Origin of the sequence: Nocardia cyriacigeorgica (assembly GCF_010868145.1) — a bacterium.
Lineage (GTDB): Bacteria > Actinomycetota > Actinomycetes > Mycobacteriales > Mycobacteriaceae > Nocardia > Nocardia cyriacigeorgica_D.
On sequence record NZ_JAAGUY010000001.1, the window covers coordinates 223,458 to 245,284 of the forward strand.

Consider the following 21,827-nt stretch of genomic DNA (forward strand, 5'->3'; position numbering starts at 1 on the left):
CGGTTGCCGTTCGGTGCCCGCCGCGGAGAATCGGAACCGAGCACACCGCTGGCTGATCAACCTCCGGGGAAGGAATGCTCATGCCGGATTCCAGGATCGAGTGGCCGCGTCTGCCGGTGGCGGAATGGGCCGATACCCGCGACACGCTGCATATGTGGATGCAGGTGGTGGGGAAGGTGCGTCTCGCGCACGCACCATTGCTGAATCACTGGTGGCAGGTGACGTTGTATGTCAGTGCGCGCGGCCTGACAACATCGGCCATCCACTACGACGAGGAAGTCTTCGACATCGAGTTCGACTTCGTCGATCACCGGCTGGTGATTCGCGCCGGCGGCGGTAGCACGCGGATGGTGGATCTCGCACCGAAGTCGGTAGCCCGGTTCTACGAGGAGATCATGCGGGCACTCGATGACCTCGGGCTCGGTACCTGGATCCAGGCACGGCCCAATGAGGTCGACCCATCGATTCCGTTCGCCGAGGATGTGGACCACCGCTCCTATGACCCCGCGGCCGTGCACGCGTTCTGGCGCCAGCTCGTGCACGCGAACAGGCTTCTCAACGAATTCCGATCCGGGTTCGTCGGCAAGACCAGCCCCGTACATTTCTATTGGGGAGCGATGGATCTGGCGTGCACGAGATTCTCCGGCCGGACGGCGCCCGAGCATGCGGGTGGTGCGCCGCATTGCGCCGACTGGGTCATGGTCGAAGGCTATTCGCACGAGCTGAGTAGCTGCGGGTTCTGGCCCGGAGGTGGTGAAGAAGGCGCGTTCTATGCCTACGCCTACCCGGAACCGAAGGGATACGCCGAGCGCCCGATCCGTACTCCGGATGCGTACTACGACCAGGGGCTCGGCGAATTCGTTCTGCCCTATGAAAAGGTGCGCACCTCCTACGACCCCAGCGGCACCGTGTCCGGTTTCCTCCGCGACACCTATGAAGCCGCGGCGGTTCTCGGCGACTGGGACCGCACCGCGCTCGAATGCGATCCATCGCGATGGGCGCATGAGCGTGCCGCCGCACGCTGGTCACAGCGCTGACCGTGCGTACCCAAGGCGACTGAGAGGGCCGGCGACCTTACTTGCCCGACTTCGATGGACCCTGAGTCGAACCGGACACGGGGCGGCGGTCGTCGGTCAGGCCGCGCCGGGCAGGTAGTCGACTCGGGCGACGGCGGGCGCGGACACGATCTGCACCGCGGCTTCGGCGGCCTGTTATGCCCGATTGTCTCGCTGAGCTCGGCGTCATGACACCGTGTCCGCGGATCGCGGTGAGTAGCTCGTCGTCGACTCGGCCACGTGAGTGCGGCACCTCATGAGCGAAACGGAGCACCGCGTCGATGCGCGGGTCCTCGGCGCGCGCGTTCCTGGTGTCGGCGATTTGCTATCCCGGCAGGCCCATTCGGCCCCGCGCGCATCATGTGGGCCATGTGCGACGGCGCCTCGTGCCGGTCACCAGGGGAGCGGAGAATATGTCCTTCCGCTCCCATGGCGGCTGTCACGGCTCGATCGGCAGGCCCGCTGCGGTCCAGTCGTCTATGCCGTCCCGATACTTGCGAATGTTGGTGTATCCCAGGCTCTCCAGTTTGGCGGCGACCTGCTCGCTGTTGGGGCATGCGGCATTCGAGCAGTACGTGACGATCGCCGCATTTTTGTCGGGAAGAAGGTGTGGGACTTGGGTTTCCACCTCTGCGGCCAGTAGTGCCACCGCTCCGGGGAGATGCTGCTTCGCGTAATAGTCGCCACCCAGTGCGTCGATCACTGTCACCGTGCCCGCCGCGATCTCCGACGCCAGCTGTTCTCGGGTGATCAGTTCGGTCATTGCTTCTATCCTTATCGGGAGGGAAAGTATGTGCGTGTGCACGCTACTAGTTGCGTGCACACGCACGCAATAGGGTTAAGCTTGGCCGTGCCGAAATCACCGACTCGCTCCCATCCGGCCGTCGGCGCCTGGGCTGCCTTGCTTCAGGTTCATGCACGGCTGGTGCCCGAGCTCGACGCCGAACTACGTCGCGCCACCGGCCTGCCACTGGTCTGGTATGACGTCCTGCTCGAACTCGACGGCCCGCGACAGTTGCGGATGAGCGATTTGGGATCACGGGTGGTGCTGAGCCGGACCAGGGTCAGCCGCCTGGTCACCGAACTCGAGGTGCAGGACCTGGTGCGGCGGGATGCTAATCCCGACGATGGCCGCTCGGCTTTCGTCAGCATTACCGAGGCGGGCCGCACGCGGCTGCGCGAGGCGGCGCCGCACTATCTCGCCGGTATCGAGCGGCGCTTCGCCGGCCTGTCGGTCCAGCAGCTCGAGGTCCTCACCGGAGCATTGCGTACGGTACTCGGCCCGGCAGAACTACCGGACCCGCAGGCAGGGGCCTGAGATAGCGCGCGCCGCCACCACTATTCGATCACCCGGTGGGTGCCGTCGCGGACGGTGCCGACGAATTCTTCCATCAGATCTTCGAGCGCGACGATGCCGATCGTGTTGCCGCGGTTGTCGACCACCCGGCCGAGGTGGCTGTTGGTGCGGCGCAACCGGGCAAGGGCTTCGTAGAGCGGTGTGCCGGCCAGCACGGTCGGCAGGGGCCGGATATCGGTGCGGGGGATCGGGGTGCCTGGACCTGCGGTGTCGTCGGCGACCAGATCGAGTACGTCCTTGACGTGGAGATAGCCGACCAGCGAGCCGTCGTCGGCGCGGACCGGGTACCGGGAGAACCCGGTTTCGGCGACAGCGGATTCGATATCGCCGAGGGTGGTGCCGTTGCCGCGCAGCGGCACCGTTCGGGTTTTGCTCAGCGGTACCATCACATCGCCGACCACCCGTTCGGAGATGCCGAGGGCCTGGGTGAGCCTGCGGTGCTCTTCCTCGTCGAGCAGGCCCTCCGAGCGTGATTCGCCGATCATCTCGGCGAGTTCGACGCTGGAGACGGTGGCGTCGAGTTCGTCCTTCGGCTCGATCCGCAGCATCCGCAGCGACAGGTTCGCCGCCAGGTTGTACACGGCGATGAGCGGACGCGCCAGCCGCAACCACATGAGATGGATCGGAACCAGCAGCAGCGCCGACCGCTCCGGCCCGGCCAGCGCGATGTTCTTCGGAATCATCTCGCCGAACAGGATGTGCAGGATCACCACAATGGCCAGGGCGACGGTGAACGCCACCGGATGCAGCAACTGATCGGGCAGGCCGACCAACTCGAACGGCCCCTCGAGCAGATGCGCCACCGCGGGCTCGCCCACCCGGCCGAGCAGGATGGAGCAGATGGTGATGCCCAGCTGCGCCGCCGCCAGCATCATCGACAGGTTCTCACCCGCCCGGATGACGGTGTTGGCGTTGCGTTTGCCCTGTGCGGCAAGGGCTTCCAACCGGTCGCGGCGTGCCGAGATCAGCGCGAACTCGGCGCCGACGAAGAAGGCGTTACCGGCGAGCAGTACGACGGTGAGTGCGACGGCGAACAGATCACCCATGGTCGGCCTCCTGCCCGTCGAGCATGTGGGCGGTCACCGGAATCAGCCGCACCCGGTCCACACGCCTGCCGTCCATCCGCTCAACCCGGGCCAGCCACCCTCCGTTGCCGTCGCCGGGACGACGCTGATGTACATGCGAATCGGGCAGCACGACGACGTCGCCGGCCTCGGGGATCCGGCCCAACCGGATCAGCACCAGACCGCCGAGAGTTTCGTATTCACCTTCCGGCGCTTCGTAACCGGTGGCCCTGGAGACCTCGTCGATGCGCATCAGCCCAGAGCAGTCCCAGCCGTCGGAGACCCGGCGCACGTCACGTTCCTCTTCGTCGTGCTCGTCGCGCACATCGCCGAGGATCTCCTCGATGACGTCCTCCATGGTGACCAGGCCCGCGGTGCCGCCGTATTCGTCGACCACCAGCGCGACCTGCATGCCGTCGGCGCGGATACGTTCGAGCACCTCGTCACCGTCGAGACTGGCGGGCACGATCGGGACCGGCCGGGCCAGCAGATGCAGTGCGAGCCCACGCCGGGATTCGGCGGGAACGGTGAACGCCTGCTTGACGTGCACCACGCCCAGGGTGTTGTCCAGATCGCCGTCGATCACGGGGAACCGGGAAAACCCGGTGCGGCCCGCGGCGGCGATGAGATCGGGAATGGTGTCGGACTTGTCGAGGGATTCGATCTTCACTCGCGGCGTCATCAGTTCCTCGGCGCTGCGCTCACCGAACTCGAGGGAGCGATCCATCACCTGTGCGGTGCGCTGGTCGAGTGCGCCGCGCTGGGCGGACGTGCGCACCAACGAGCCGAGCTCCTGCGGCGAACGCGCGGAACGCAGTTCCTCGGCCGGTTCCACCCCGAGGCGGCGCACCACCCAGTTGGCGCTGCCGTTGAGGAAATGGATCAGCCACTTGAACACGACGGAGAACGCGACCATCGGCCCGGCGGTGAACCTGGCGGTGGCCAGCGGGGCGGCGATGGCGATGTTCTTGGGCACCAGTTCGCCGTAGATCATCGACAGCGAGGTGGCCAGGACCAGGGCGAGCGCCAGCGAGATGCCGCGCGCGGCACTGTCGGCGACTCCGATCGCCGAGAAGACCGGGGTCAGCAGCCGCGCCAGGACGGGTTCGGCGATATAGCCGGTGATCAGCGTGGTGATGGTGATGCCGAGCTGGGCGCCCGACAGCTGGAACGACAGCGTGTGGTGGGCCCTGCGGACCATGCGAGCGCGCACGTCACCGTCGCGGGCATGCGCTTCGACGGTGCTGCGTTCGAGGGCGGTGAGCGAGAATTCCGCGGCCACGAACAACGCGGTCCCCGCGGTGAGTGCGATGAAACCGATCAGGCTGAGCACGGTGAGCACGACGGACACGGTCAGCACCACCCGGACCGGTGGCTGAGTGACACGGTCGTACGTGCGGCGGTGTGCTGGACGGCTGCGGGAAGGAGGACGCCGGGTCGGTCACCCGGCTCGATAGAGGAGCCCTCCTGTGCGGCGTCCTCGGACGCGGGTGACAACTGGTTCCTTTCGCATGGGAATAGGTGCCGACGGTGTCGGCAACCCTCATGCTACCGGCCCACGCGCGCGGTGGCGTTGGCCGGTCCGGCGTCGATTCACCAACCGCTCGGCAGTGGCCGGCCCTCGGCGAATCCGGCGGCGGACTGTACACCGAGCACGGCCTTGTCGTGCAGTTCGGCCAGTGAGCGGGCACCGGCGTAGGTGCAGGCGCTGCGAACACCGGAGCAGATGTGGTCGATGAGGTCCTCGACACCGGGACGTTCCGGGTCCAACCGCATCCGCGAACTGGAGATGCCCTCCTCGAACAGCGCCTTGCGGGCACGGTCGAAGCCGCTGTCGCCGGCGGTCCGTGCGGCGACAGCACGTTTGGACGCCATACCGAAGCTCTCCTTGTAGGCGTTGCCGTCGCGATCGACGCGCAGATCGCCCGGAGATTCGTAGGTGCCTGCGAACCAGGATCCGATCATCACGTTCGCCGCGCCCGCGGCCAGCGCAAGTGCGACGTCACGGGGATGGCGAACGCCGCCGTCGGCCCAGATGTGCACCCCGATCTCGCGTGCGGCGGTGGCGCATTCGGCGACGGCGGAGAACTGCGGCCTGCCAACACCGGTCATCATGCGGGTGGTACACATCGCGCCGGGGCCGACCCCGACCTTGATGATGTCCGCGCCCGCCTCGGCCAGATCGCGAGTGCCCTGGGCGGAGACGGTGTTACCGGCGACCAGCGGCACACCGAGCCCCAGATCCCGGATAGCGCGCAGGGTTTCGAGCATCTTGACCTGATGGCCGTGTGCGGTGTCCACCACCAGGAGGTCGGCGCCCGCGTCGACCAGTGCCTTCGCCTTGGCAGGCACATCGCCGTTGATGCCGACGGCGGCGGCGATGCGCAGCTTGTCTGCCGCGTCGACGGCGGGAGTGTAGATGCCGGTGCGGATGGCGCCGGTGCGGGTGAGTACACCAGCGAGGGTGCCGTCTTCGGCGATCAGCACGGCCAGGGTGGCGTGCGCGGCCTCGAGCAAGTCGAAGATCTCGCGCGGCTCGGCGGTGACGGGTGCGGTGACGAAATCGGTGGCGACGACATCGCGCAGACGAGCGAACCGGTCGACATCGGCACAGGCGGCCTCGGTCACCACGCCGACCGGGCGTCCGTGCTCGTCGACCACCACCGCGGCGCCGTGCGCGCGCTTGTGGATCAGAGCGACGGCCTCCGACACCGACTGCTCCGGGCTCAGGGTGACCGGCGTGTCCGCGGTGAGCGAGCGACTCTTGACGAAGGCGATGGTCTCGGAGACCGCGTTGTTGGGCAGATCCTGCGGCAGGACCACGATCCCGCCACGGCGGGCCACGGTTTCGGCCATGCGGCGCCCGGCCACGGCGGTCATATTGGCCACGACGAGGGGGATGGTGGTGCCCGACCCATCGGTCGTCGACAGATCGACGTCGAACCGGGACGCGACATCCGTCCGGTTCGGGACGAGGAAGACGTCGTCGTAGGTCAGGTCGTACGGCGGCTGATGTCCAGGGAGAAACTGCACTGCACCGATGGTAATCGCGCAGCGACGAACGTGTGCCGTTCTCGCGTCGGTCCCTGCTGCACCCGGTGACGCCCGGCCCCGGCGGGTCGCGAGCTCCCTTGCCCGGTCCGAGTCGGTCGTCGACGGCGGAGAACCGGTTCCGGTGTAACTCCGACGGCGACCACCTACCCTGCGCTGGGGCCAAGGCCGCCACGCTCGCGCCAGTGGTTGCGCCGCACGGCCTCATAGGTGATGGTCGATCCGGGCTTCGTGCCGCCGTGATATGCCCCGCCCGGAGCTGAGGAAAGGAGCCATCGCCATGGCGTTCACCGAGGACGAACTCGCTTACCTGGCGTCGCAACCGGTGGCCAGGGTCGCCACGCTGGGCGAGGACGATCAACCCGATCTGGTGCCGCTGTCGTACGAATACGACGGGACCTACTTCTGGATCGGCGGAGTCGGCGCAGCCGTCCTGGACACGCGCAAGTTCCGCAATATCCGGGCAGGCCGCCGCAAGGTGGCGCTTGTGGTCGACGATCTGGTGTCGATCGATCCGTTCATCGCCCGCGCGATCCGTGTCTACGGCGAGGCGGGCGACCCGGTCGAGCGAGTCGGCATGGTGGGCCCCGGCGTGTTCGTCCCCATCACGCCGACGGTGTCGTGGAGCTGGAACATGGCGGGCGAACCTGCGGGGGAATCCTGGTATCCGGCGCGGAAGACGGACCACCGTCGGGCCGACTGAGCGCCGCGGCCGGGGTACGTGGGGCGCACGTCTGTCGCCGGCTCCATCTGGTCGTATGAGTCGCGGGCATGGCGTGGAAGCCGCTGCGACCGAGCTGCCGTTGGCTCCGGCCGGGCCGATTGCCGTCCGCGCAGCCGGCCGAAAGTGCACACTGTGCCGGTTTGCTCGCGCGGCGATTCGCGCCGCCGCGACATCGCAGGCAGGTGTCCATCAGAAGCGGGCGGGGTCGACGAGCTGACGCGGCCGTCGGCGCGGATGGCGGTGCCGGGGCGAGCAGATCAGTTTGCGCGGCGGTTGCGGCGTGCTCCTGACCGGGTCGAATCTCCGGTGTGGCGTCGTGATTTCCCGGGCGTGTCGCGGGGGCGCCCTTGGCGTCGTGGCTTGGCGGACGCCGCCGATGCGGCCGTTGTGGGCGCGGGCGCGGGGATCGGGACGCCCGGCGGTGTGCGGGCGCCGGTGAGGCGGCGAAGGAGCCGATCGCCGGGCGCGACGGTGACTTCCGCGGCGTCGATGCCGGCGCGGCGGGTGAGCGCCGTGACTTCAGCGCGCTGGTCTTCGGTCACCAGGGTGACGACCGTCCCGGTGGCGCCCGCGCGGGCGGTGCGGCCCGCACGGTGCACATAGTCCTTCGCCTCGGCGGGCGGGTCGACGTGCACCACCAGCGAAATGGCGTCGACATGGATGCCTCGGGCGGCGACATCGGTGGCCACCAGCACCGGCACCGAGCCGTCGGCGAATGCGGCCAGCACGCGGTTGCGGTTGTTCTGGGTCTTGCCGCCGTGCAGCGCCTGGGCGACGATCCCGGCCTCGCGTAGGCGTCCGGTCAGTTTGTCAGCGCCGTACTGGGTGCGCACGAACAGCAGGGTCCGGCCGTCGCGGGCGGCGATCTCGGCGATCACCTCGCGTTTGTCGGCCTTGCGTAGAAAGAGCAGGTGGTGGGCCGCAGCGGGGGCGACGGTGTCGATCTCGGGCGCCGGGTCGGCGGAATGGGCGACCGGTTCACGCAGGTAACGGCGCACCACCTCGTCGACGGCGTCGTCGAGGGTGGCCGAGAACAACAGGTGCTGGGCATCGTCGGGCACCCGATCGACCAGCTCACGCACCTGCGGCAGGAAGCCCAGTTCGGCGAGATGATCGGCCTCGTCGATGGCGCAGACGCGCACCGCGTCCAGCGACAGCGACTGCTGGGCGACCAGATCGGCCAGCCTGCCGGGGGTACCGATCAGCAGGTCGACGCCGCGGCCGAGCCGCTCGGCCTGACGTTTGATCGGCAGGCCACCCACGGCGGTCCCGAGCCGAAGTCCCAAGGCCAGGGCCGCCGGATCGAGTGCGCTCTCGATCTGCGCGGCCAGTTCGCGGGTCGGCGCCAGCACCAGCCCGCGCGGCCGTCGCGGAGCCGACGGCGCACCGGCCAGCCGCACCAGCATGGGCAGACCGAAGGCCAGAGTTTTGCCGGAGCCGGTGGGGGCGCGGCCGAGAACATCGCGTCCGTCGAGCACATCCGGGATGGTCGCCGCTTGGATCGGGAACGGCGTGTCGATTCCCTCGCGGCCCAACGCGTGCACGAGCACGACCGGCAGTCCAAGGGCGGCGAATGTGGCCGGGGCAGTGGCGGGTTCAGGCACGGAACAGCCGCGTCAACTCGACCAGCCACGGAATCGCGACGGCAAGCGTCGGCACCACGAGGATGGCCAGCGAACCCAGATAGGCGGCGGCGGCGATCTTCATATCGCCGAGCGGACCGGACAACCGCTGGATGCGGATCAGTGTGCTGGGCCCGCCGACGGCAAGGGCGCCCTGCGGGGCGGAGGACTTCGAGCACGCCACCAGCGCCCGGGCCAGCGGCTTGGGCCCGGTTACCTTGACCGCTGAATCATCGGCGAGCAGCTCGATCAGCAACTTCACCGAATCCAACGCGGATTTACTGCGCACGAAACGCGGGAACGCCTCATGCGCCGCGGTGAACGCCTCCAACACCAGATCGTGGCGCGCGCGCAGATGCGAACGCTCATGACTGAGGATCGCGGTGAGCTCACGCTCATCCAGATTGTCCAGTGTGCCCGCGCTCACCACGACACGCTGGCGCAGTCCGGGCAGGCAGTAGGCGATCGGCTCGGACGCGGCGAGCACCCGGATATCGGCGGCACGGCGTTCGGGCCCGCTCTGGTCGAGCAGGTCCACCAGCATCCGATGACGGGCCCGACGGCGCCGGGTGTGCACGCCGACGCGAATGGAGGCGTAGATCAGGCGCGCACCGACCATCAACGTCAGCGCGAACACGAACACATAGGCCAGCCACAGGGGTAGCCCGAGCGCATCGATCTCATCGGTCGGCGAGGTGGTGGGCCGACCGTCCTCGCCGGGCACCAACAGCTCACTGGCGATCGCCAGTCCCGAACCGAAGGCGCTGAGCACGGCGGCCAGCGCGATGGCCTGCCACAGCACGAGCGCTGCCCGCGGGGTGCGATAGGTCCACTTCGACCGGGCGAGCAGGGCTGGGGCAGGCCCCGCGAGAAGCAATGCGAGACCGGCGAAGACCGGCGCGGTTGCGTTCATCGACTCAGCTCACTGCGTTGTGGGGCCAGGGGTCGAAGACACTGCGGTCACGGAGACGGTGGTGCGGTGTCCTCATCTGCTTCGAGCTTAGCGAGTGCCTCACGCAGCGCTGCAGCCTCGTCCTTACCGACCTGTTCCACGAAGTGCACCAGGGCGGCCGCACGGCTGCCCGCTTCCTCGGCCTGCTGCAATGCATCGACCATGAGGCCGGCCACCAGCTCGTCGCGGGTGTGGACCGGAGCGTAGCGGTGGGCGCGGTCATCGCGCCGCTGAACGACGAGGTTCTTCTTCGCCAAACGCTGCAACACCGTCATCACCGTGGTGTACGCGAGCTCGCGGCGCGCCGACAGCGCTTCGTGCACCTGCCGGACCGTTTGCGGTTCGTCGGTCGACCACAGTTGGTCCATGACCGCTTTCTCGAGTTCACCAAGTCCTGCCATTCCACAATTTTACGGACTCAACGACACTGATGCGTACTACAGGGTGTCGTAACTGGCTGGTAGCCGGTGTGGTATTGGTCATACTCCGTCGGCCGGCGCGTCGACACGGGCCGGTCCGCCCACCGTACCGACGACATGCCTGGCGCCGATCGGTACGATCATCGGCCGCCCCGACATCGGATCTTCCAGCACGGTGGCCTCGAGTCCGAATACCTCGCGCAGCAGCTCGGCGTCGATGATGTCGGCCGGCGCGCCTGTCGCGATGATTCGTCCGTCGCGCATGACGATGAGCTGGTCGCTATAGCGGATGGCCAGGTTGAGATCGTGCAGCACCATCACCACGGTGCGGCCGAGTTCGTCGTGCAGCTGGTCGACCAGATCCAGCACCTCGAGCGAATGCGCGAGATCCAGATACGTGGTCGGCTCGTCGAGCAGCAGAATGTCGGTGCCCTGTGCCAGCGCCATCGAGATCCAGGCCCGCTGGCGCTGACCGCCCGACAGCTCGTCGAGCGCACGATCGGCCAGATCGGCGATACCGGTCTGTTCGAGGGCGGTGAGCACCTCGGATTCGTCGGTGGCCGACCACTGCCGGATCCACGACTGATGCGGATGACGCCCGCGCGAGACCAGATCGGCGACGGTCAGTCCTTCCGGCGCCACGGGAGTCTGGGGCAGCATGCCGACGATGCGCGCGACGTCCTTGGTCTTCATCGACGAGATGGCCTTGCCGTCGAGCAGGACCTGTCCGTTGCTCGGCTTCAGCAGCCGTCCCAGCGATCGCAGCAGGGTCGATTTGCCGCAGCCGTTCGGGCCGATCACGGTGGTGATCACGCCGGGGGCGATATCGAGGCTCAATCCGTCGACGATGACCCGTTCGCCGTAACCGAGCGTGACGCCGTCGGCTGCCAGCCGATGTGAGCCGTTGGGTGGTGCTTCTCCGGTCTTCACAGCGTGGCCTTCCGATTCAAACGAACGAGCAAGAACAGCAGGAACGGGCCGCCGATAGCCGCGGTCACGATCCCAACCGGCAGTTCCACCGAGAACAGCGTGCGCGAGACGATATCGGCGCCGACTACCAGGATCGCACCGATCACCGCCGAACCGATGAGCGGTTCACCGGGTGTGCGCAGCACGCGGCGGGCGATCTGCGGGGCACAGAGCCCGACGAACGCGACCGGCCCCACCGCGGCGGTTGCCACGGACGCACCGATGACCGCGGCACCGATCAGCACTGCCTGCTGGGTCTGGATCCGTACACCCAGCACGCGGGTGGTGTCGGTGCCCAGCCGCAGCGCGGCCAGCGTCCTGGCCGACCCGACGGCCACCACCAGCACCACCAGCAGTGCGATCGAGGCCGGAATCAGCTTGGAATCGTCGGCGGAATTGAGCGAACCGGTCAGCCACAGCTGGGCGCGGGCGGCGTCTTCGAGGCTGGCGCGGGTGAGCATCCAGTTGATCGCTGCCAGCAGCAGCGCGTTCACACCGACTCCGATGAGCACCAGTCGCATCACGGTCACGCCGCTTCCACCGAGCGGATTACGTCCCCAGGCCAGCAGGTAGATCACCGCGGCGGTGCCGAGCCCGCCGAGCATCGCGGCGATCGGTGTGCCGAGCGAGATGGCCAGACCGGTGGTCGCGCCGCCGGTCCCGACCATCACCGCGACCGCGCCGAGAGCGGCGCCGGACGTGATACCGAGGAAGTCCGGCGCGGCGAGCGGATTGTGCAGGATCGACTGGGTGATGGCGCCTGCGATCGCGAGGGCCGCACCGACCACCACCGCCGTCATCGCGCGCGGGAGCCGGGATTCGAACACGATGAAGCGCTGGGAGCGGCTACCGCCACCGGCGAGCACGTCGAGCACCTTGCCGAAACCGAGATGCGTTTCTCCGATGGCGATGTCGAGGCAGAACAGGCCGAACAGTGCGACAGCGAGCACCGCGATGATCACGACCATGCGCGGGCGCAGCACCAGCGAGATCGGGCCGACGCGGACCGCCGCACGCAATCGCGGTGCGGAAGTCTCGGCGGTCTTGGTCAGGGAGACCGTCATACGCTCACCAGCTTCCGTCGCCGAACCAGCGCGATGAAGAACGGCGCGCCGACAGCGGCCAGCATCACGCCCACCTGGAGCTCGCCCGGCCGCGCGACGACCCGGCCCGCGGTGTCGGCGATCAGCAGGACGAGTGCGCCGAACAGTCCCGAATAGGGAATCAGCCAACGATTGTCGGGACCGGTGAACACGCGCGCGATATGCGGAACCACCAGCCCGATGAAGGCGATCGGCCCGACCGCCGCGGTCGCCGCCCCACACAGCAGCACGACCGCGAGCAGCCCGAGTGCCCGGCTGCGGCCGATGTGGACGCCGAGACCGCGCGCCACATCCTCGCCGAGGCTGAGCAGATTCAGGCTGGGCGCGGCGATCACGGCAAGCACCGCCCCGGCGGCCAGGAACGGCAGCACCTGCCAGAAGACCTCGGCACCCCGCCCGGCGACCTCGCCGACCACCCAGAACCGGTAGCTGTCGAGCGCGCTCGTGTCGAGGGTGACGATGGCATTGGTCAGCGCCTGCAGAAATGCCGTGACCGCGGCGCCGGCGAGTACCAGGCTCAATGGGCTTGCCGAACCCGCGCCGATCGATGACGCGCCGAACACGATCACTCCGGCGATCAGTGTGCCCGCGAACGCGAACCAGATGTACTGCTCCGGCGCCGTGAAGGCGAACAGATACATGCTCAGCGCCGCGAAGAAGGCCGCGCCCGCGTTCAGGCCGAGTAGTCCGGCGTCGGCCAGCGGGTTGCGGGTGTAGCCCTGGATGAGAGCACCGGCCATACCGAGCGCGAGCCCGGTGACCAGGGCCAGTGCGGTGCGCGGCAGGCGCAGCCCGCGCACGATCTCCTCCTCGGTGGACAGTGCGGAACAACTGAACGGTCCGTCCGAACAGGACAGGGCGTGATCGAGGGCGTCGTAGACGGTGGATGGGGCCAGCGATCGGGTACCGATCGCGACGCTGGCGATCAGCGTCACCCCCAGCAGCGCGGTCAGCAGCAGGAGACCGGTGATACGACGCCGCCTCATGGTCGCAAGGGCGGTCACGGCGGCGGAAGACTCCTCACTGTGTTCGAGGCAATACTTGCCAGGTCTGGTAAGGCTAACCTATCTTCCGAGTGTTACCGCGACGGAGTCCACCCCGAGGAGGTTCGATGCCCGAACTTGCGACTACTGGCACGTGCCGTACCACCCAGCCTGCCTTCGGGCGCGCCTGTCACCGGCTGCGGGCGTTGCAGCCGGAGCATCCGAGAGTGTATGCCGTCGCCGCCATGGCGGATCAAGGCAAACGTCGCTGGTGGCGGCTGGCGGACGGACTGCGTGAGGGTCGGATCGAGCTGATGTACAGGCGACATGCCGCGGAGATGATCAGCGCCGATACCGCGGCCGAAGTCGTTGCCACCGCGCTCATTCACGCCGTGATCGGCCGGGTGGTCGCGCTGCTGGTCGCCGAGGGGCGGGCCTGGGACCCTGGCCTGGAGAACCTCTGGATTCATACCGACAACGACGGCGGTATCGACTGGGCGGGCCTGGTCGACACCACCATCCGCGCGCTCGACGAGGATATGAGCGTGGGGGAGCGGGGCGTGGTCGGGCTGCCATGTGAGGAGGCGATGTTCGTCTGGCTGGCCCATCGCTGCGAGCCGTCTTTGACCCTGATCCAGGAGTGCTTGACCCGGTGTGCGGGTCTGAGTGCGCGACGGTTCTGGGGTCTGGTCGGTGAATCCGTCTCGGGCGCTGCGACATACGTGCCCGATCTGGCGCGCACCGACGCGGCGGTCGGTATGCGTCGAGGTCAGGGCCTGCTCATGGCGCTGGAGGAGCGCGGGCTACCGGTGCGCCGCGCAACGGGTGTCCTGGTGAGGTGAGTCCGCTATCGGGCAGAGGCCGTTCGGTCGAGGGTCGCAGGGCCGACGGCGGCCTGCATCGCGACCCCGTCCACATAGGAATGCTTCTCCTTGACCGCGCCGTCCTCGACCAGCACGAAGTCCGCGAGATCGACGGCCACCGGATTGCCGGTCGCGGATGTCCCGGTCAGGTGCCACTGCACCACCCAGAAGTCTTCGCCCACGCGCAACGAGACCAGACGGAAGGTCAGGTCGGGTACCAGAGCGAACGTACCCGCCGCGGCCTGGCGGATGGCGGCCCGGCCCCGTGCCGGTTCCTGCCCCGAATGCAGGTGGAAGATCGAGTCCTCGGCGTGAAACTCGACAATGCGGTCCGGGTCGCGGTCGGCCCAGCAGGCGTGATAGCGGTCGAACAGATCGCGGGTTGCAGCGCTCATATGGATGAACTCCTGTCCTGGTGTCGGGCCGGCGACATCGGCGATCGGCCCGGAAATCGGTTGTCGGTCGCTGGAATTCGACACTGATCGTGGACATCGAGTGTCTCCGGCGCCTGGCCTCCGTGGCGACGGGCGGCTGCCTCTGCTTCGCCCATTCCGTTGTGCGCCCGCACAACGGAAATTAGACTGGCTCGAGTGACCCGGGACCTACCCGCCGAGCCGACCCCGTTGCTGTGGGGGCTGCGTGCGGACTTGGCGGAAATCTCCGAAAGGGTCACCGCCAGAATCAACTACGACGACCAGGACTACAGCGCTGCCGCGTTGGATCACGACGAACTGACAACCGTCGTGTCCGACAATCTCGCTTCCATGCTCGACGCCATCGCCGGCGCACCATACTCACTCGAGCCCGCCCGCCGCACCGGTCGTCTCAAGGCCGAGCGTGGGGTCTCGCTTGACAGTCTGCTGCACGCCTTCCGCCTCGCCGGATTGGCGTTCTGGGAGATCATCGTCGAACGGGCCGACCAGGCCGACGGCCCCGCGCTGTCGCGGCTGTCCACCGTGGTGTGGGCGACGGTGGACGAGTACTCGGTCGCGGCGGCCGACGCCTACCGGCACATCGTGGCCGCAGGCGATGAACGGCCAACGCCACGGATGTTGCGAGCGTTGCTCGATCCCGACCTCCCTCCGGCGCAGCGAGCGCGCCTGTGCGAACGGCTTGGTCTGCCGGCTCGGGGCACGTTCATCATCCTGGTCGGCGATATGCGCCTCGATGTGTCCGGTGTGACGACCATCCGGACCGTCGTCGCCGACGATCCGGTGACCCTGGTCGCCGCGCGGTTTCCCGGCGAACTCGAGGACGCTCTGCGCGCGGTGCGGTCTCGGGCGGGTGCCAGCAAGCCGTTCGGCGATATCGCTGCCGCGCCCGTCGCGCTCGACCAAGCGCGCCTGGCATTCCGGTGCTTGGGCCCGGACGATGCCGACATCCACCGGTACGCGTCATCGCCGGCGCGTGCCTTGATCGCGGCTCACCCCGAACTCGCCACCGATGTTCTCTCCGAGACGATTACCGCATTCGACGGCCTCCGTCCTGACGATGCCGACGATCTGGTCCGTACCGTGTCGGCCTGGTTCGAACTCGCGGGCTCGACTGCGGCGGTCGGGGAGCGTCTGCACCTGCACCGCAATACGGTCTTGCACCGTCTCAAGCGCGTCGAACGGCTTACCGGTGTCGTGCTGGCGGTACCGGCCGACGCCACACTGCTGTATTTGGCCTTGCAGGCCCGGCTGCTCCGGGCGTCCGGCGGCCCGCCATCATGATTCCCGGAGCACCACAACGTGAGCCGTTTCGAGGGGCGACGCGCAACGGGTTGCCTAGTTAGGTAAGCCTGACCTATACTCGGTTCCGGCGTACGGATCGAGCGAGTGTCCCGAGGGCTGCGGTGACCCCCGATCCATTGCCGCGACGGGCTCCACTTCGGTGGGGCCCGTCGCTATGTCTTCCGGCTCCGCTTCCGGGAGGTGGCGCGGCCGGCTCGTTCCGGTGGGTGTAATGGTTGATCCATGACGCAACAGCAGACCCACGCGCCCGCCTCGCTGGCCGACATCACCCCCGAACTCATGACCAAGTACAGCGAAGGCACGTTCACCGATGTGATCGGGTTGCGCTATACCGCCGTCGGCCCGGATCTGGTCCGCGGCGAATGGGAGGTCACCCCGAAGCTGCACCAGCCCGCGGGCATCCAGAACGGCGGGGTGCTGTGCACTGTCATCGAATCGCTGGCCAGTGTCGGCGGCGGCGTCTGGTATGGCGACCAGGGCAATGTGGTCGGCGTGAACAACAACACCGACTTCCTGCGCGCGGTCCGCGAGGGCACGCTCGTCGGCGAGGCCACACCGCTGCATCAGGGCCGGCTCCAGCAACTGTGGCAGGTCGTGATCACCGACGAGACCGGCAGGCAGGTGGCGCGCGGTCAGGTGCGGTTGCAGAACCTGCCCAAACAGCCCTGATCGCCTGCGCGGCTGCGGCGATGCCGCGATGCCGTGGTCGAGCGACCGATCGTTCGCCTGGCTAATTTGTAGCGATCGTGAACCGCGGTCGGGGAGCGGATGGAAACTCTTCTCGCTCAGCGGCTTTGCAGCGCGGGTTGTTACGATCGCGCGGGCGTCGGCCGAGGCGCCCGGTGGCCGATGTCACCCGAAGTGAACGTGAGAAGGGTGGCGCCCCACCGGGTGGGCGCGGCCGCGCGGGAGTGAGGGAAAACGCTGTGTTGGGACTGACCAGGCGGCGCAGCCGGCAGATTCTGGCCGTGTTCGCGGTGCTCGCACTGGCCATGGGGATGCTGAGCTCGACCCTGTTCGACAAGGTGCAGGGCGGCGGATACATAGCGCCCGACAGCGAATCCAGTCGGGCCACCGAGGCATTGGCGGACACGTTCGGCCAGGCGCCGCCGAACCTGGTCCTGCTCGTCGAAGCCGACCGGCCCATCGACGATGACGAGGTCGCCACCGCCGCGACCGAGCTTGTCGACCGGCTGAAGACCGAACCAGGCGTCACCGGCGTTGGCTCCTACTGGACCGACAAGACACCGGCCATGCGCAGCGCCGATGGACGCAAAGGCCTTGTCGTGGCCAGCATCCTGGGCGACGAAGCCGAAGTCGACCGCCGCGTCGGCGATATCGCCGAACGTTTCGAAGGCACCCGCGGCCCGGTCGAGGTGCGCATCGGCGGCTACGCCATGCTGCTGCGCGAAACCGTGCAGCAGAGTGAAAAAGATGTGGTGATGGGCGAATCCATTGCCTTCCCGATCACTCTGATCGCGCTGCTGTTCGTCTTCGGCGGACTGGTCGCGGCCAGCCTGCCGCTGGTCGTCGCCGTGGTCACCGTGATGATCACCATGGGAACCCTGTGGTTGCTCGCTCTCGCCACCGACCTCGCCGCGACCGCGACCAATGTCGCCACCCTGCTCGGGCTCGGCCTCGCCATCGACTACAGCCTGCTGATGATCAACCGATTCCGCGATGAACTGGTCGCGGGCACCGACCCCGGCCCTGCGGTAGCGGCCACCATGCGCTCGGCCGGGCGCACCGTCGCCTTCTCCGCGGCGACCGTCGCTGTCGCGCTCGCGGGGCTGCTGTTCTTCCCACTACTCGCGGTCCGCTCGATGGGATACGCCGGCCTCGCTGTTGCCCTGATCGCCGCCACGGTCTCCCTGACCGTGCTGCCCGCGATCCTGTACCTGGTCGGCACCCGCATCGACAAAGGTCAGCTCGGCTGGTTCTTCCGTGCGCCGCGGCCCGCCCCCGGCGAAGGCTTCTGGCATCGGCTGGCCACGGCCGTCATGCGCAGGCCTGTGCCGATCGGCCTCGCGGTGGCCGCGCTGCTGCTGGTGCTCGGTGCGCCGTTCCTCGGCATCAAACTCGGCTTCCCCGACGAACGTTCGCTGCCCGAGTCGATGAACAACCGCCAGGTCACCGAAGCGATCCAGCGTGATTTCACCATCACCGAGCAGAGTGGTCTGTTCATCGTGCTGCCCGAGGACAAGTCCGGCCTCGACAGCTACGCGCGGGCGATCTCCGATATCGACAACGTGCAGCGCGTCGACACCGCGACCGGCAGCTACGCCCACGGCGGGCTGCTGACCCCGGCCACCGACATCCACGAACAGTTCGCTGCCGAGCCCGCCGCCTACCTGTCGGTGGTGCCGGATACGACGGATCCGGGGGCACTGGATCAGATCGTGCAGGACGTCCGCGCGGCCGAGGCGCCCTCAGCGGTACTGGTCGGCGGTGTGGCCGCTGCCAATGCCGACGCCATCGACGAGGTGATCTCGACCCTGCCGATCGCGCTCGGGTTCGTCATCCTGGTGATGCTGGTGGTGCTGTTCCTGCTGACCGGCAGCGTGGTGCTGCCGCTGCTCGCGGTCGTGCTCAGCTTCCTCAGTCTCACCGCGACCTTCGGTGCGCTGGTCTGGATCTTCCAGGACGGGCATCTGTCCGGCCTGCTCGATTTCACCGTCACCGGTGATCTGCCCGCCACGGTGCCGGTCATGCTGTTCGGTGTCGCGTTCGGCCTCGCCATGGACTACCAGGTGTTCCTGTTGGCACGGATCCGCGAGGAGTACGACCAGACCGGCAAGAACGAGGTCGCCATCGCAGTGGGCCTCGAACGCATCGGCCGCATCGTCACCGCCGCCGCGGTGCTGATCTCACTGGTGTTCCTCGGGTTCCTCGCCTCCGACATCACCTTCATGAAGGCCTTCGGTATCGGCCTGCCACTGGCGGTCCTGGTGGACGCGACGCTAGTGCGCGGGTTCCTGCTGCCCGCGGCGATGAAGGTGCTCGGCGACTGGAACTGGTGGGCGCCCGGTCCGTTGCGGCGCCTACACGATCGATACGGCTTGGACGAGGGGCCGGCGTTACCGTCGGCACCCGTCGACAGGGACGACTGGCGTCAGCCGGTCGGGGTCTGAACACGACGGTGGTGTCCGCGCGGACGCGGACACCACCGAATCGCTGGATCGATCTCAGATTCCGCCAGTGGACAGCAGACCGCCGTCGACCCGCACGGTCTCGCCGGTGATCCACCCGGACTCCTCCGACACCAGGAACGCGATCAGCCGCGCGACATCCTCGGGCGCGCCAAGTCGCTTCAGCGGATACACCTTCGCGGCGGCCTCTTCGTCGGCCGAGTAGAGGGCATCGGCGAAGGAGGTCTTCACGACGCCGGGAGCCACCGCATTCACCCGGATCTTCGGGCCCAGCTGCCAGGCCAGTTCCTCGGTGAGGCGGATCAGCGCGGCCTTGGACGCGCCGTAGGCGGCGATCACGCCGGTGGACCGGATACCGGCCACGCTGGCCACATTGACCACAGAACCGCCGTGCTCACCCATCCACGCCCGGTGGGCCTGCTGGATGTAGCCGAGCGCAGCGACCACGTTCACATCGAAGATCTTGCGCACGGCATCGAGGTCGGCCTCCATGAGCGAGCCGTACACAGGATTGATGCCGGTGTTGTTGATCAGGATGTCGAGCGACCCGAATTCGGTCACCGCGCGGTCGACAGCGGCCGCACGGGCATCGGCGTCACCGGAGTTGCCCGCCAGTGCCACGACCTCACCCTGATGGCCGAGTTCGCGCAGTTGCGCGGCCGCCTGCTCCAGCGGCTCGGCCTTACGCGCGGTGATCAGCACATTCGCGCCGCGGCGCAGCAGCTCGGCGGCCACCGCGTGACCGATTCCGCGGCTGGCTCCGGTCACCAGCGCGCTCTTGCCCAACAGATCCGTAGTCATGTGATGTCACGTTACTTCAGTCGCTGCCCGGTGGTGTGGGGCTGTGGCCAGGGGCCGGCGAGCTCGGTGGCGGACTCGTGCCGGGTGGTGGTCATGGGCGACATACCAGCTGCTGCGCTCCGAGGTGCTGGGCGGTACAGAGCCAAACCGTCGCATGCGCGGCGAGGGTAACGGCTCTCACGTCCGCCGGGTGTCCGGACGGCGGGGTACGGCAGGTAAAATCGGTGGTTCGTGTGCGCATCGCATCGCACAATCGAGCAGCATCCCCACCACGCACCTAGGAGACATCTGTGATCACCGCGACCGACCTGGAGGTCCGGGCCGGAGTCCGCACACTGCTGTCGGCCCCAGGGCCGGCCCTACGCGTGCAGGCGGGCGACCGGATCGGGCTGGTCGGGCGCAACGGTGCGGGCAAGACCACCACACTGCGCATTCTCGCAGGCGAGGGTGAACCCTATGCGGGGAAGATCCTGCGCTCGACCGATGTCGGCTATCTGCCCCAGGACCCGCGCGAGGGCAACCTCGACGTCCTCGCTCGCGACCGCGTCCTGTCGGCGCGGGGCCTGGACACGCTGATCCGCGATATGGAGAAGCAGCAGGCGCTGATGGCCGAGGTGGCCGACGAGACCGAACGTGACCGCGCGGTCCGCAAGTACGGGCGGCTCGAGGAGCGTTTCTCGGCGCTGGGCGGATACGTCGCCGAGAGCGAGGCGGCGCGCATCTGCAACAGTCTCGGCCTCCCCGACCGCGTGCTCGGCCAAGCGCTGCGCACCCTGTCCGGTGGTCAGCGTCGCCGCATCGAGCTGGCACGCATCCTCTTCGCCGCCTCCGACGGCAGCGGCGGTCGCTCCGACACCATCCTGTTGCTCGATGAGCCGACCAACCACCTCGACGCCGACTCCATCACCTGGCTGCGTGGGTTCCTGCAGAACCACGAGGGCGGGTTGATCGTGATCAGCCACGACGTCGAACTGCTCGCCGACGTGGTGAACAAGGTGTGGTTCCTGGACGCCGTGCGCGGTGAAGCCGACGTCTACAACATGGGCTGGCAGAAATACCTCGACGCCCGCGCCACCGACGAACAGCGCCGCCGTCGCGAACGAGCCAACGCCGAGAAGAAGGCCTCGGCGTTGCGCGCTCAGGCCGCCAAACTCGGTGCGAAGGCGACCAAAGCCGTTGCCGCGCAGAACATGGTCAAACGCGCCGAGCGGCTCATGTCCGAGCTCGACGATGTGCGCGTGGCCGACAAGGTGGCGCGGATCAAGTTCCCCGAACCCGCGGCCTGCGGCAAGACGCCGCTGATGGCGGAGAACCTGACCAAGGTCTACGGCTCGCTGGAGATCTTCACCGGCGTCGATCTGGCCATCGACCGGGGCAGTCGAGTCGTGGTGCTCGGCCTCAACGGTGCAGGCAAGACCACTCTGCTGCGATTGCTCGGCGGGGTGGAGAAGCCCACCGCGGGCGGACTGGTCGCCGGGCACGGGCTGAAGGTGGGCTACTTTGCTCAGGAGCACGACACCCTCGACGACAACGCCACGGTGTGGGAGAACATCCGCCACGCCGCCCCGGATGCGGGCGAACAGGAGCTGCGCGGCCTGCTCGGCGCGTTCATGTTCACCGGCCCGCAGCTGGACCAGCCTGCGGGCACCCTGTCAGGTGGTGAGAAGACCCGCTTGGCGCTGGCCGGTCTGGTCTCCTCGGCTGCGAATGTGCTGCTGCTCGACGAACCGACCAACAACCTGGACCCGGTCTCGCGCGAACAGGTGCTCGACGCGCTGCGCACCTACGCGGGCGCGGTCGTGCTGGTCACCCACGACCCTGGCGCGGCCGAAGCGCTCTCGCCCGAGCGGGTGATCCTGCTGCCGGACGGCACCGAGGACCACTGGTCGGCCGAGTATCTGGAACTGATTCAGCTCGCGTGATTTTCATCACCCGAATCCGTTGATCACGGACCGTGGAGTGCTTAGCCTGGAATGACG

General features: G+C 67.9%; 20 protein-coding genes. 8 read left to right on the top strand and 12 right to left on the bottom strand.

The genetic code is table 11. The features are described 5' to 3' along the window. Positions 1-80 precede the first annotated feature (80 nt). Positions 81-1,037 carry a DUF5996 family protein gene (locus tag GV792_RS00860; protein ID WP_256670368.1) on the top strand — a complete coding sequence of 319 codons (957 nt, stop codon included), beginning with the start codon at positions 81-83 and terminating at the stop codon, positions 1,035-1,037. Positions 1,038-1,494: 457 nt separating this feature from the next. Here GV792_RS00860 and GV792_RS00865 read toward each other — a convergent pair whose 3' ends face one another. After that, positions 1,495-1,818, bottom strand: a complete 324-nt coding sequence (locus GV792_RS00865) for a rhodanese-like domain-containing protein (protein ID WP_163821657.1) — start codon at positions 1,816-1,818, stop codon at positions 1,495-1,497. A gap of 87 nt (positions 1,819-1,905) precedes the next feature. On the opposite strand from GV792_RS00865, the gene GV792_RS00870 reads away from it, so the two are divergent. Then, a complete protein-coding gene (locus tag GV792_RS00870; protein WP_218579809.1) occupies positions 1,906-2,373 on the top strand; it encodes a MarR family winged helix-turn-helix transcriptional regulator in 468 nt (155 codons plus the stop codon). 20 nt (positions 2,374-2,393) lie between these two features. On the opposite strand, the gene GV792_RS00875 is transcribed toward GV792_RS00870, so the two are convergent. From GV792_RS00875 to GV792_RS00885, 3 genes are all read right to left on the bottom strand, one after another. Then, positions 2,394-3,458 carry a hemolysin family protein gene (locus tag GV792_RS00875; protein WP_163821659.1) on the bottom strand — a complete coding sequence of 355 codons (1,065 nt, stop codon included), beginning with the start codon at positions 3,456-3,458 and terminating at the stop codon, positions 2,394-2,396. Then, on the bottom strand, positions 3,451-4,827 hold the full coding sequence (locus GV792_RS00880; protein WP_163821660.1) for a hemolysin family protein: 1,377 nt from the start codon (positions 4,825-4,827) through the stop codon (positions 3,451-3,453). Before GV792_RS00880 ends, GV792_RS00875 begins: the two co-directional genes overlap by 8 nt. A gap of 242 nt (positions 4,828-5,069) precedes the next feature. Then, positions 5,070-6,509: a GuaB1 family IMP dehydrogenase-related protein gene (locus GV792_RS00885; RefSeq protein WP_163821661.1), complete on the bottom strand. Its 1,440-nt coding sequence runs from the start codon at positions 6,507-6,509 to the stop codon at positions 5,070-5,072. Between the two features lie 298 nt (positions 6,510-6,807). Here GV792_RS00885 and GV792_RS00890 point away from each other — a divergent pair, with 298 nt between their 5' ends. Then, complete coding sequence (locus GV792_RS00890; RefSeq protein WP_163821662.1) at positions 6,808-7,230, top strand: PPOX class F420-dependent oxidoreductase; 423 nt, start codon at positions 6,808-6,810, stop codon at positions 7,228-7,230. Between the two features lie 278 nt (positions 7,231-7,508). Here the strand turns inward: GV792_RS00890 and GV792_RS00895 are convergent, their stop codons facing one another. The 6 genes from GV792_RS00895 to GV792_RS00920 form a co-directional block, all read right to left on the bottom strand. Next, the gene (locus tag GV792_RS00895) at positions 7,509-8,855 is read right to left on the bottom strand and encodes a DEAD/DEAH box helicase (RefSeq protein ID WP_163821663.1); all 1,347 of its coding nucleotides are present in this window, start codon (positions 8,853-8,855) and stop codon (positions 7,509-7,511) included. Beyond that, positions 8,848-9,786 carry a M56 family metallopeptidase gene (locus tag GV792_RS00900; protein ID WP_163821664.1) on the bottom strand — a complete coding sequence of 313 codons (939 nt, stop codon included), beginning with the start codon at positions 9,784-9,786 and terminating at the stop codon, positions 8,848-8,850. Before GV792_RS00900 ends, GV792_RS00895 begins: the two co-directional genes overlap by 8 nt. A gap of 47 nt (positions 9,787-9,833) precedes the next feature. Further along, positions 9,834-10,226, bottom strand: a complete 393-nt coding sequence (locus tag GV792_RS00905) for a BlaI/MecI/CopY family transcriptional regulator (RefSeq protein ID WP_163821665.1) — start codon at positions 10,224-10,226, stop codon at positions 9,834-9,836. 78 nt (positions 10,227-10,304) lie between these two features. Then, complete coding sequence (locus tag GV792_RS00910; RefSeq protein WP_163821666.1) at positions 10,305-11,174, bottom strand: ABC transporter ATP-binding protein; 870 nt, start codon at positions 11,172-11,174, stop codon at positions 10,305-10,307. Beyond that, positions 11,171-12,277 (bottom strand): FecCD family ABC transporter permease, encoded by a 1,107-nt coding sequence (locus GV792_RS00915; RefSeq protein ID WP_163821667.1) that lies wholly within the window; start codon positions 12,275-12,277, stop codon positions 11,171-11,173. The genes GV792_RS00910 and GV792_RS00915 overlap by 4 nt, the downstream gene beginning before the upstream one ends. After that, positions 12,274-13,320, bottom strand: coding sequence for a FecCD family ABC transporter permease (locus tag GV792_RS00920; protein WP_163821668.1), 1,047 nt, complete (start codon positions 13,318-13,320; stop codon positions 12,274-12,276). The genes GV792_RS00915 and GV792_RS00920 overlap by 4 nt, the downstream gene beginning before the upstream one ends. Positions 13,321-13,427: 107 nt before the next feature. Here GV792_RS00920 and GV792_RS00925 point away from each other — a divergent pair, with 107 nt between their 5' ends. Continuing rightward, positions 13,428-14,141 carry a hypothetical protein gene (locus tag GV792_RS00925; protein ID WP_163821669.1) on the top strand — a complete coding sequence of 238 codons (714 nt, stop codon included), beginning with the start codon at positions 13,428-13,430 and terminating at the stop codon, positions 14,139-14,141. 5 nt (positions 14,142-14,146) lie between these two features. Here the strand turns inward: GV792_RS00925 and GV792_RS00930 are convergent, their stop codons facing one another. After that, positions 14,147-14,557, bottom strand: a complete 411-nt coding sequence (locus tag GV792_RS00930; RefSeq protein ID WP_163821670.1) for a nuclear transport factor 2 family protein — start codon at positions 14,555-14,557, stop codon at positions 14,147-14,149. Positions 14,558-14,752: 195 nt separating this feature from the next. On the opposite strand from GV792_RS00930, the gene GV792_RS30185 reads away from it, so the two are divergent. From GV792_RS30185 to GV792_RS00945, 3 genes are all read left to right on the top strand, one after another. Continuing rightward, positions 14,753-15,877 carry a PucR family transcriptional regulator gene (locus GV792_RS30185; RefSeq protein WP_163821671.1) on the top strand — a complete coding sequence of 375 codons (1,125 nt, stop codon included), beginning with the start codon at positions 14,753-14,755 and terminating at the stop codon, positions 15,875-15,877. 243 nt (positions 15,878-16,120) lie between these two features. Further along, entirely contained in the window at positions 16,121-16,567 is a 447-nt protein-coding gene (locus GV792_RS00940) for a PaaI family thioesterase (RefSeq protein ID WP_163821672.1), read from the top strand. 257 nt (positions 16,568-16,824) lie between these two features. Then, the gene (locus tag GV792_RS00945) at positions 16,825-19,029 is read left to right on the top strand and encodes an MMPL family transporter (protein WP_163821673.1); all 2,205 of its coding nucleotides are present in this window, start codon (positions 16,825-16,827) and stop codon (positions 19,027-19,029) included. A gap of 54 nt (positions 19,030-19,083) precedes the next feature. Here GV792_RS00945 and GV792_RS00950 read toward each other — a convergent pair whose 3' ends face one another. Next, positions 19,084-19,848, bottom strand: a complete 765-nt coding sequence (locus GV792_RS00950) for an SDR family oxidoreductase (RefSeq protein ID WP_163821674.1) — start codon at positions 19,846-19,848, stop codon at positions 19,084-19,086. A 290-nt stretch (positions 19,849-20,138) separates the two neighbouring features. On the opposite strand from GV792_RS00950, the gene GV792_RS00955 reads away from it, so the two are divergent. Continuing rightward, positions 20,139-21,770 carry an ABC-F family ATP-binding cassette domain-containing protein gene (locus GV792_RS00955; RefSeq protein ID WP_163821675.1) on the top strand — a complete coding sequence of 544 codons (1,632 nt, stop codon included), beginning with the start codon at positions 20,139-20,141 and terminating at the stop codon, positions 21,768-21,770. Positions 21,771-21,827 lie beyond the last annotated feature (57 nt).